The sequence below is a fragment of the Maribacter sp. genome (genome assembly GCF_016744255.1).
GTDB lineage: Bacteria > Bacteroidota > Bacteroidia > Flavobacteriales > Flavobacteriaceae > Maribacter_B.
In genome coordinates this window covers 21,895-33,572 of record NZ_JADGES010000031.1, presented here as the reverse complement: position 1 = coordinate 33,572, position 11,678 = coordinate 21,895, and the positions used below count along the sequence as shown (strand labels likewise).

The 11,678-nt window shown below is 33.4% G+C and carries 8 protein-coding genes and 1 pseudogene; 4 read left to right on the top strand and 5 right to left on the bottom strand.

From position 1 onward, the window contains the following. The 4 genes and pseudogenes from QZZ51_RS07390 to QZZ51_RS16640 all read left to right on the top strand — a co-directional run. Nucleotides 1-686 (top strand): annotated as a pseudogene (locus QZZ51_RS07390) (cell filamentation protein Fic); the annotation flags it as partial. After that, complete coding sequence (locus QZZ51_RS16645) at nucleotides 673-834, top strand: Fic family protein (protein WP_366511954.1); 162 nt, start codon at nucleotides 673-675, stop codon at nucleotides 832-834. The pseudogene QZZ51_RS07390 and the gene QZZ51_RS16645, both read left to right, overlap by 14 nt. Nucleotides 835-867: 33 nt before the next feature. Continuing rightward, nucleotides 868-1,086, top strand: coding sequence for a hypothetical protein (locus tag QZZ51_RS07385; RefSeq protein WP_291868032.1), 219 nt, complete (start codon nucleotides 868-870; stop codon nucleotides 1,084-1,086). Next, the gene (locus tag QZZ51_RS16640; RefSeq protein ID WP_366511953.1) at nucleotides 1,023-1,205 is read left to right on the top strand and encodes a DeoR family transcriptional regulator; all 183 of its coding nucleotides are present in this window, start codon (nucleotides 1,023-1,025) and stop codon (nucleotides 1,203-1,205) included. The genes QZZ51_RS07385 and QZZ51_RS16640 overlap by 64 nt, the downstream gene beginning before the upstream one ends. 63 nt (nucleotides 1,206-1,268) lie before the next feature. Here QZZ51_RS16640 and QZZ51_RS07380 read toward each other — a convergent pair whose 3' ends face one another. From QZZ51_RS07380 to QZZ51_RS07360, 5 genes are all read right to left on the bottom strand, one after another. Next, nucleotides 1,269-1,931: an ABC transporter ATP-binding protein gene (locus QZZ51_RS07380; protein ID WP_291868030.1), complete on the bottom strand. Its 663-nt coding sequence runs from the start codon at nucleotides 1,929-1,931 to the stop codon at nucleotides 1,269-1,271. Nucleotides 1,932-2,000: 69 nt separating this feature from the next. Further along, a complete protein-coding gene (locus QZZ51_RS07375; protein WP_291868027.1) occupies nucleotides 2,001-4,415 on the bottom strand; it encodes an ABC transporter permease in 2,415 nt (804 codons plus the stop codon). A 27-nt stretch (nucleotides 4,416-4,442) separates the two neighbouring features. Next, nucleotides 4,443-6,791 (bottom strand): ABC transporter permease, encoded by a 2,349-nt coding sequence (locus QZZ51_RS07370; protein WP_291868025.1) that lies wholly within the window; start codon nucleotides 6,789-6,791, stop codon nucleotides 4,443-4,445. A gap of 24 nt (nucleotides 6,792-6,815) precedes the next feature. Further along, on the bottom strand, nucleotides 6,816-9,254 hold the full coding sequence (locus tag QZZ51_RS07365) for an ABC transporter permease (protein ID WP_291868022.1): 2,439 nt from the start codon (nucleotides 9,252-9,254) through the stop codon (nucleotides 6,816-6,818). Nucleotides 9,255-9,281: 27 nt separating this feature from the next. After that, entirely contained in the window at nucleotides 9,282-11,663 is a 2,382-nt protein-coding gene (locus QZZ51_RS07360; RefSeq protein ID WP_291868019.1) for an ABC transporter permease, read from the bottom strand. Nucleotides 11,664-11,678 lie beyond the last annotated feature (15 nt).

Below are 11,678 nucleotides of genomic sequence, written 5' to 3'. Positions count from 1 at the left end.
ATAAAATTGAGGAAGATTATTTATACTGGGATAAAGTTAAATATATAGAGAAACCCAAGTCTCTAAAATTGGAGAACCCGAAAAATTATGGAAAAGAGGTTTGGCAACTTGTAAAAACTCGAAGGTCTCTAAATTTGAATAATTACACCCTGAGAAAATTTGATACCGAAAAAGGGTTTCCAAATAAAATAGGAATTGACTACAAATATCAGGTAAACAAACCTCTACAACAAAAACTACACTACCTAGATTTTAATTTCGGTGCTGGTATTCAAAAAGACAAATTACTATCCGATTTAGATAAAGAGCAATACCTCAACAATGCTCTAATGGAAGAATCTATATTTTCTTCTATGGTTGAAGGCGTAACTACCACCAGAGTTAAGGCGAAAGAAATGCTCCGAAAGAATAAAAAACCAATAAATAAATCGGAGCAAATGATATTGAATAATTACCAAGCCACTCAATACATTAGTGAGCATCAAGAAAATGATATTTCTATTGAAAAAATATTCCAAATTCATGCGTTAGTTACCCATAAGACTCTAGATGAAGAACATACTGGTGTTTTTAGAAATACGGATGATGTACATGTTATGAACGAAATTACAGGGGAAATTATTCATACTCCTCCAAAATTTGAAGAGCTTAACGAATTAATGGAATCGTTCTGTGCTTTTTTTTAATAACAATCCTAAAAAAAACTTTATTCACCCAATAGTAAAAGCATCTATTTTACATTTCTTAATAGGATATATTCATCCATTTGTTGACGGAAACGGTAGAACGGCAAGGGCAATTTTTTATTGGTATTTATTAAAAAATGGGTATTGACTAGCAGAGTATCTTTCCATATCTCGGGTTATAATGAAAACCAAAGTACAGTATGAGAAAGCATATTTATACACCGAAATGGATGATATGGATGTTTCCTATTTTATTCACTATCAGGTAAAAACACTAATTCAAGCTTTTGAAGACTTAAAAAAATACATTGCTAAAAAGAAAAAGGAGCAAAAAAATTGTCCAAATTTATACAACTTCCAAATATCAACGAACGTCAGGCACAAATTCTCTATTGGATAAAAAAGGATAAAAACAGATTTTTTACAGTAAAAGAAATTGAAACTATCTACTCCATAACCAATCAGACTGCCAGAACAGATTTAGAAGAATTAGTACAACTGCAATTCCTAAAAAAATAGCCATTAATAAAAAATCATCTAATTATTGGAAAGGAGATAAGTTTAACAAAATATCTCTTTAGCCTAAATACGCCTACCATCAAGAAGATTAATTACTCTTGAACCATACGCAGCATTTTTTTTAGAATGGGTTACTTGAATTATCGTTACACCTTCATCATTCAACTGCTTAAAGAGTTCCATAATCTCTTCCCCTTGTTTGGAATTTAAATTGCCCGTAGGCTCATCTGCCAAGATTAATTTTGGGCTACTGATTAAAGCTCTTGCAATACCCACTAATTGTTGTTGCCCTCCACTTAATTGGGATGGAAATAAATCTTTTTTACCAACAATATTAAATCTATCGAGCATATCCGCCACTAGAGATTTACGTTCCGAACTACTTTTTTTACTATACAATAAAGGCATTTCGAGGTTTTCTTTCACCGTAAGTTCATCAAGCAAATGATAGGCTTGAAAAACAAACCCAATGTATTGCTTGTATAAATTAGCACGGTGTTTTTCCTTTAAATTATGAACAGATTCATCCAAAAAATTATACTCCCCTTCATCAAAATCATCCAGCATTCCGATAACATTCAATAAAGTAGACTTCCCTGAACCTGAGGGGCCCATAATTGAAATAAACTCTCCCTCTTCAATCGAAAGGTTTATATCTTTTAATAGAAAAACACGTTGCCCTCCTGATTGTACCCATTTAAAAATATTGTTTAGTTTTAATAGCATATCTTCTCTTATTTATTTTGAATAAACTTTTTACTTAAATACTCTAAAAGTAAAAAGTTTATAGTTTTTTTATTCCGTTCGTAAACTTTTTACAGGATTAACAGATGCTGCTTTAATAGTCCTACCTCCAATTGTTATCAATGCCAACAAACAGGTTAAAAAGCCAGCCCCTATAAAAAACCATATACTTAAGGATACATGAAAGGCATATTCTTGTAACCATTCGTTCATCATATACCAAGATATCGGAGTTGCTATAACAAAGGCAATACCTACCAATTTTAAAAAATCCTTAGTCAACAACACAGTAATAGAAGAAACACTTGCACCTACCACTTTGCGAATACCAATTTCTTTTGTCCTTTGCGATACCATTAATAAAGAAATTGCCAACAAACCAATACAACTTAACACAATACCTATTATCGAACCACAGGTAATAATTGTTGTCATTGTTTTTTCTCTGGCAAAAGTTCTATCTAAATTTTCATCTAAAAAAGAGCCTTGAAACTCTGCATTTGGCTCTATTCTTTTCCATGCTTCTTTTATAGCATCATAAGATTGAACAATAGCTTTAGGAGCTATTTTTACATATGCATAATATAGACTCCATTCCTTATCCATAAATAGTGTAAGGGGTTCTATTCTTTTATTAAGACCCTGAAAATTATAATCTTTCACTACCCCAATTACAGAATACGTTATAGAATCATCTAAAACAATACGAGCGTTTAGAGGATTAGACTCATTAAGTTCTCTTGCCATAGTTTCATTAATAACTAAACTTAGATTATCCGCTTTATACTCTTTACTAAAAGTGCGCCCAGCAACTAATTCTAATTCTAGCGTTTTTGCATATTCATAATCTACTACAAGCATATTGGTAGTTACACCATGTTCCTTATAATCAAAACCTAATTTACTAGTAGACATACTACCATCTTTACCCCTGCCTAAATTATTATCTGCGCCCGTTACATTTAAAATATTCGGATTATTTTGCAGTTCATTTCGTAATAACTCAACCATTCTATAACTATCCCTTTTACCATTTAAAGGAATAGATATTACTTGCTCTTTATTAAACCCTAAATCTTTATTCCGCATATATTGTAGCTGTCCTTGTAATACCAAAGTACAACTGATTAAAATTATTGCTATGGCAAATTGAATTATAATAAGCGTATTACGCACTCCATTTTTTCCGGCAACACCCAACTTCCCCTTTAATGCTTGTAACGTACCTAACTTACTTAATAAAAGAGCAGGGTACCCTCCTGCAATAAAAGTAATCCCAAAAACTCCAATAAAAAACCCGACAAGTACCATCGGATTTATTATATCTGCAAAAGAGACTTTTGTTCTAAACAAAGTCTGAAAAGGCTCTAATAAAAAATAACTGAGTAAGATTCCAAAAGACGCCGATATCATAAAAACAAAAACACTTTCGAGCCAAAATTGCACAAATAATTGCCCCTTTATTGCGCCCAAAGTCTTTCGCATGCCTATTTCTTTAAGTCGCTTTGAACTTGTGGCAATACTCATATTAATAAAATTGGCGCTGGCTATAAACAATATTAAAAAAGCAATTCCCAAAACGAGGTAAGGAAATGTTTTATCCACTTTTACTAAATTATTAGAAAAAGAAGTAAAGGAAATATCTTTAAATAAAGTTAAGTGTACTTGTCTAAACTGCCCATTCTCATCTGCTTTTGCGCCGTCTCTAATTAGGTTTTCTATGTTATTCTTAAAATGTAAATTTGTAAAATCAAAGGTGCTTTTTTCGAATTGTAAAGGCGTAATACTCTTGTCTAATTCTATATAAACGGGGTGATTTTTAGCATCCCAATCTTCTATATTATCTAAATATGTAGGATGGTTTTCAAAAGGAATTACAACATCAAAATCAATAGTACTTTGGGTAGGTATATTTTTTAATACAGAAGCTATAGTAAAAGGCTGTTCTTTCTTATTTAAAAGCATAGTTACAGTCTTTCCTATAGGATCCATACTCCCAAATAAAACTTTAGAAGCTTTTTCTGTAATTGCTATAGTGTTTTTATCGGGTATCGGGTTTTTTGAATTGCCTTGAATCGTAGTAAAACTAAATATTGCAAAGTACTCGGAGTCTACAAACTCCGCATCAAAGTTTAATTCTTTATCCTGAAATGTAATTAGAACATTTTCGCTAAGGGCTCTCGATATGTTCTTTATGCCTGGAACTTCGTTTTTTAATGCAGGAGCAAACGGCACTGAGTTAGCCGTGATTATTTCTGTACCTCTACTAGTTTGGTCAGAGCTATAAACTTGATAAATAGCATCCTTTTTTTTATGAAATTGGTCGTAAGACAATTCGAAAAAAGCGGCCATACTCAAAAGAATTGCTACCGCAAAAGCGACCGTTAATCCAAAGACATTGGCACCCGTAAATATTCTATTTTTAATTAAACTCCTCCATGCAATTTTTAAATGATTTCTAAACATGACGTATTAATTTTGATTGATGATGAATTACTCTGTCCTTAAACTTTTTACTGGGTTAGCCAAAGCCGCCTTAATGGCTTGAAAGCTGACTGTTATAAGTGCAATACCAATAGCGGCAAGACCCGCAATTGCAAATACTCTCCAATTAATCTCGATGCGATAGGCAAAACTTTCTAACCAATTTTGCATTAACCACCATGCAATAGGGCTTGCAATCAATATAGCTATCAACACCAATTGCAGAAATTCTTTGGACAATAAACCTACAATACCAGAAATGCTAGACCCTAAAACTTTACGTACACCTATCTCTTTACGTCGTTGATCTGCTATAAATGCAGATAATCCTATTAGTCCTAAACAAGAAATAATAATAGCCAATAGCGCAAATATTTGGGAAAGGCTTCCTATTAATTTTTCGCTTTTAAATTTGGCATTAAACGCATCGTCTACAAATTCATAATCAAAAGGAAAAGCAGGATTGTGTTTTTTTAACACCTTGTCTAAAAGGGATAAAGCAGAACCCAAAGGCATACCCTTCTTAATTTTCACATATAAAAAACGTGCATCTTCATGGTTATTAAAAAATAGTACAGGATCACTACTGCCATACATATCATCATATAAATAATCTTTAACTACACCAATAATTGTAAAGTCATTTTCCACAGTTTTACCAACAGCTGTACCAAAACCCATTAAGCGTGCAAAAGACTCACTAACTATAATATTGGTGCTATCTTTTAGAGGATTATTACTAAACCCTCTGCCTGCAACAATTTGCATTCCTGCAGCATCAAAAAAATCGGAACTTATGGCTCTTACAGAAACTAGTACATCCTCTGTATCTACACCGCCTTGCCATTCTAAACCTGATGTGTTATTACCGCCTGATAAGATTTCAGAATTGTTTAATCCTAAATTTTCAATACTACCAGATGCCAATAAATCTTCTTTTATTGGGTCAAAATTTTTGATAATATCTCCTGTTACAGGAATTTTAACAAGATTGTCTTTTTCATACCCTAGATTCCTTCCTTTAACATGCTGAACTTGTTGGTAAACTATAATTGTACTGATAATGAAAACTATGGAAACAACAAATTGTGTGGCTACCAGTCCTTTTCGTATGAAGGGAGCACTACCTTGTTTCCTGTGTGCCCCTTTAAGCACATCTACTGGTTTAAAAGAGGACAAATAGAAGGCTGGATACCACCCAGCAACTAAACCGCATACCAAAGTGACACTCATTAACACCAATACGTGAACCGAGTTTAACAAAGAAAAAACCAATTGCTTTTCTATGAGAGTATTGAATTGAGGAACAAGTAACTTCAGCAGTAATATACTTGCAATAGCTGCAATGCTTGCCGTAATCAAAGCTTCGGCCATAAATTGAGAAATTAGACCTTTTCTATCCGAGCCTAACACTTTACGTACACCAACCTCATTCGCTCTTTTTTCACTTCGCGCAGTAGCTAGGTTCATAAAGTTAATACAAGCAATAAGCAAAATAATTATGGCAATAAGTGAAAATAACTGTACATAAACAATTTGCCCTCCTACTTGTTTTTCACTTTCAAAATTTGATCGTAAATGCCAATCTTTCATTGCATGTAGAAAAGCATAGGTTTCTTCATCTTCTGTCTTAGCAGGAAGTATCTTTTTAACTTTTTCATTAACGGCATTAACATCTGCTTCTGGAGAAAGTTCTACAAAAGTATCCGAAAAATTGGAGCCATATTCCCTCATCCATTCCTTACCTTCTGCATACCTTTCAAAAGGAGCTACCCAATCAAAATTATAGGTTACATTGGTTGGTAAATTTTCATAAACACCCGTTATAGTATAATTAGTATCATTATTTACTTTAATTACTTTACCTAAAGCAGAAGTGTTTTCTCCATAGAGCTGCGTGGCTGTTTTTCTAGAAACAACGATAGCATCGAACATATTAAAAGCGGTTTCTATATTTCCTTCGATAAAGGAAAGGCTAAACATATTTAAAAAATCCGGATCAGCAAATCGCCCCCCTTTATTAATAGATTTTTCACCTACTTGAAACAATAAATCCATTCTACTTGTTCTAGCACTACCGACAACACCTGGAACCTCCTCTTTTAACACCTGTGCTAAAGGGCCTGGCGTCGCTTGAAAAAATGTTCGCCATTCCCCTTCATATTGTTGGTTGGTTGGCACATAATAAACTACATCTTGTTTAGAAAAATTACTATCGTAACCTACCTCATCTTCTACCCAAAGTAGTATCATCGCAGCACAGGTGATACCGATGGCTAAACCAAAAATATTAAGAAAGCTATATCCTTTATTTTTCCAAAGATTTCGCCAAGCAATTTTTATATAGTTTTTGTACATGGTGCTCGTTTTTAGTTTATTTTTTTATTCTGTTCTTAAACTTTTAACTGGATTTACAATTGCTGCTTTTATACTCTGATAACTTACGGTCAATACCGCTATGATAACAGCTAATAATGCGGCAAAAACAAAAACCCACCCATTAATTTCTATTCTATACGTAAAATCTTCTAGCCATTTACTCATAGCATACCAACCAACAGGAAGCGAAATGAGAATGGCTATACCAACCAGTTTGAGAAAATCTTTAATAAGCGTATACGTAATTTGGCCTACGCTTGCTCCCAAAACTTTTCTTACTCCAATCTCTTTTGTTCGTTTCTCTGCATTAAAGGCAGCTAATCCAAATAATCCAAGACACGCTATTAAAATAGAAAGCATGGTAAAAATGATAAAAATGTTACCCAAACGTTTTTCTGCTTCATAGGTTCTGTTAAATGAATCTTCCATAAAATAGTAATCAAAAGGTTGGCCCGGAGCCATCTCACTCCAAATATTCTCTATGGCTGCAATAGCATTAGAAAAATTACCAGCATTTAATTTTATTGCCATAGAATTGGCACTACTGTTTAAAGTAAGGCTCAACGCTTCTATATTATCTTTTAAGGAAGAAAAATGAAAGTCCTTAACCACTCCAATAATGGTATAATATAGCGGATTATCAGCCCCCATATCTGGGGTATATTGCTTACCTAGGGCTTCTTTAATAGATAACCCCATATTTTTTACAGCGGTTTCATTTACAATGATGTTCGTAGAATCGTTACCGAATTGTGTATCAAAATTTCGGCCTTCTAGTATTTCAAAATCCATGGTAGCCACATAATCATAATCTACACCCCATATCTGCATGCTAATGGCATCTTCTTGCTGCTCTCCACCTTCTTTTGGAGAAAAAGTACTATCACTTCGGTTAGATGGTGTTGGAAAAAAACTACTCAATGTTGCATTTTTAACAAACCCCAAATCTTTTACTTGCTTTTTAAACGTTTCTGCTTTTGTACCAGCGGCATATACATCATTAACAATTAAAACCTGATCTTTAGAAAACCCTAAATCTTTGTCTTGTATATATTCTAATTGCTGATATACTACAAGCGTACTTATTATTAGAAGAACGGATACCGCAAATTGAAAAATGACCAATGAATTTCTAATAGTACCACCTCCCACACTATTTTGGCCTCCACCCTTTAGCACTTTTACAGGAATAAATCGAGACATAAAAAATGCAGGATAACTTCCAGAAAAAAGAGCTAAAACTAAAGTTGCTCCCAACAAAATTACCCAAAAAACAGGGCTAGTATAAGGCATAGATATGTTCTTATCTGCCAATTCATTAAAAAATGGTAGAGCAATAATTGCAATAATTAAAGCCGACACTAAAGATAGAAAAGAAATTAACCCTGATTCAATTAAAAATTGCTGTACCAACTCGCTTTTATTAGAGCCCAATGTTTTTCTTACCCCTACTTCCTTAGCTCTTTTTAAAGAATGTGCCGTAGAAAGATTCATGAAATTTACAGCTGCTAATACAATAAGAAAGATGGCTATAAAAGACAGAATATATATACTTTGAATATCATTATTATGAGTTATCTCTGCAACCAAATTTGAGCTTAAATGAATATCTGTTAGCGCTACAGTATCATAAAAAAGATGGTTTCCTGCGGCTCTTAATTGTTCTTCGGTAACACCTGGCATAAATTGTTGTATACCTGGTATCACATATTTCCCTAAAAAAGCTTGTAACCCCACTTGTATATCTGCAACGTCTACTCCTGGAATAAGTTTGATAAAAGTTTGATAATTGTTACTTCCCCAATTGACTATTTTGGAATCGGCATACCCAGCCATTGCCATAAAAACAGTATGTTCCCTTAGAAATGAATTTAATGGCAAATCCTCTATAACACCAACAACAGTATATGTTTCTGTATTATTTAAGAGCACACTTTCTCCCAATACATTTTTTAATGACCCAAAATGTTTCTCCGCCGCCGACTTTGTTAAAATTAGTGTGTTTGGTTCTTGCAATGCAGTCGCCTTATCACCAACCAATAAATCTATGCCGAACATTTGAAAAAAACTATCGTCTACATACGTTGTAGATTCTTCTTTAATATTGGCCTCCGTATCTGCTTTTCTTACTAATGCACTTCCCCAAGTTCTAAAGCGAGTCACCATTTCTACTTCAGAAAAATCACTCCTTAAAGCATCGGCCATTGGAGCAGGGGTTACCGCAAACTTTCTAGCCTCACCACCAAATTTTATATCTCCGTTTATTCTATGAATGCGATCTGCATCTTTAAACATAGTATCATAACTAAACTCATCATAAATATATAAGCTAATAAGAATTGCACCCGCAATACCAATCGCTAAGCCAAAGGTATTTAGGAAAGTAAAAAAAATACGTTTTTTTAAACTTCTAAAAGCTATTTTAATATAATTTTTAAACATGATATATTGATTTTTAATTGATGCTGATTATTCTGTTCTTAAACTTTTAATGGGGTTGGCCAAGGCCACTTTTAAGGTTTGATAACTAATTGTGATAAGAGTAATTAACATTATGCCTACAATGGCAATAACAAAATACCACCATTGAATTTCTGTCCTATAAGAGTACCCCTCTAACCATTGACTCATAAAATACCAAGTTAATGGAGTTGCAATTGTACCCGCTACCAAAATTAATTTCAGAAAATCGATAGAGAATAACCTTAGAATATTGCCTACATTACTCCCCAATACTTTTCTAATTCCCATTTCCTTGGTACGCATGTTCACAAAGAACAAGATTAACCCATATAAACCTAAACAACCAATGAAAATGGCTAAACCAGAGAACACCTTAGATAGGGAAAGATAGCGTTGCTCGGTTTCATATTGTTCAGCCACCCGTTCATCTAAAAACCGATAATCGAAAATATAATTTGAGAAGGATTTAGACCATTCTGTATTCAATTGCTCTAAGGTATTTTTAGCATTCAGATGGTTAATTTTAACTGCAATTTCATTATACATTGATACATTTGGTGCTATAAAAACAGGACCAATATCCTCAGCAAAGCTACCATCGTGAAAATCTTTAACCACGCCTACAATATTGGCTTTTATATCACCCCCATTTACTTCAATAGCCTTACCTAGTAATTCTTCTGAAGTTAGTCCCAATTTTTCGGCTAATTTTTCATTTACCAACATTTCCGTAATCGAATCATTTTTAAAAAAATTACGCCCAGCTACCAACGGTATCCTAAAAGTGTTTAAATAATCCACATCAGCTACCTTTACAACAATACTAAACTCTTCTACCTCAGGTCTATTATTATATTTTATACTCGTACCCCAATTACTATCTGCAGCACCTGGACTACCTAAACAACCAGAAACATGTTGTACTCCAGGGACTTGTTTTAATCGTTCCTTTAAACTATTAAACCTTGCCGCATCAAAATCATCTGGAATTTCTAGCATTACAATAGACTCCTTATCAAAGCCTAAATCTGTATTCATAGCATATTCAATTTGCTTTGAAATCACTAGAGTGGACACAATCAATGTAATGGAGATTACAAATTGAGCTATAACTAAAACTTTTCTTGTAGAGTTTCCTCCCATATCATTATGATTCAATTTTCCTTTCAAAGCTAAAACAGGCACAATACGAGACATTAAAATACCTGGATAACTACCCGATAAAAATGCAACTAAACCTAAAAGCAATAATAAAAACCCAATAAATTGAAAGTTAAAAAGACTCTGAGCAGATAACTGGAGCTCAAACAATGTATTAAAAGAAGGTAGAGAAAGTACAGCTATCACAATTCCTATTGCAACAGCAAAAAGGCTGATAAGAAAGGTTTCTGTTAAAAATTGCCAGAATAGATGTTGTTTAAAACTCCCTAACACCTTACGAATGCCTATTTCTTTAGACCGATAAAACGCTTGAGCGGTTGATATGTTTATAAAATTAATACTAGCTATACCTATCAAAAACAAACCTATAAGACCAAAAACAATTAAAAAAATAGGGTTTAGCCCACCATAATCAGCATTTAAATGTATATCTGATAAAGGCTGTAATCTATATGTGTGGTCATTTTTGCTATTTGGTCTATGCTTTTTAGGAAGCTCTAATAGGGCTGTTTCAATATCGGCAATATTCTGATTCGGTTTTAATAATGCGAAGCATTGCAAATTACTAGTAATCCCTCCCCAAAATTCACCGCTCGCAAACTCAAAATGATCTGCCAAATTTTCAAAGGATATAAAAATATTTGCCTTTAAAAAAGTAGTCTGAGGCAAGTCTTTTAAAACCCCTGTTATCTCAATGGTTTTATCATTTTCAAACACAAAATTTTTACCCACGACATCTAAAGTCCCAAACATATTAATGGCTTCATTTTCTGTAATAACCGCTGTATTTGGGGCAGAAAGAGATACCATATTACTTCCATTTACTAAAGGAAAATTAAAAATTTTAAAGAAACTCTCCTGAACAAAAGCTACATCTTTCTTATATTTTTCGGTACTTCCATTATTTTCTACATCAATGATGTAACCATCTATATCTACTATTTTTGCCACCTTATCTGCGTAACCATACTCCTCACTAAAAACCTTAGCAAAACCTGGAGGCACACTTGGCTCAAACTCAATAGAACCCCTGTTTTCTTGAGTTGTCATACGATAAATTCGATCCGAATTTTCATGAAATTGATCAAAAGAAAGATGATAACACAAAAAAAGATAAATCAATATTGCACTACCAAAACCAATAGACAGCCCCAAAATGTTTATGGCAGTAAATACCTTTCTCTTGATAAGGTTCCTCCAAGCAATTTTTAGATGATTTTTGAACATGATTTTGTTGATTGA

Bases quoted from the DNA above. Each gene is read 5' to 3' on its own strand.
- QZZ51_RS07385 (WP_291868032.1), top strand. From the start codon at position 868: ATGAAAACCAAAGTACAGTATGAGAAAGCATATTTATACACCGAAATG.
- QZZ51_RS07380 (WP_291868030.1), bottom strand. From the start codon at position 1,931: ATGCTATTAAAACTAAACAATATTTTTAAATGGGTACAATCAGGAGGG.
- QZZ51_RS07375 (WP_291868027.1), bottom strand. From the start codon at position 4,415: ATGTTTAGAAATCATTTAAAAATTGCATGGAGGAGTTTAATTAAAAAT.
- QZZ51_RS07370 (WP_291868025.1), bottom strand. From the start codon at position 6,791: ATGTACAAAAACTATATAAAAATTGCTTGGCGAAATCTTTGGAAAAAT.
- QZZ51_RS07365 (WP_291868022.1), bottom strand. From the start codon at position 9,254: ATGTTTAAAAATTATATTAAAATAGCTTTTAGAAGTTTAAAAAAACGT.
- QZZ51_RS07360 (WP_291868019.1), bottom strand. From the start codon at position 11,663: ATGTTCAAAAATCATCTAAAAATTGCTTGGAGGAACCTTATCAAGAGA.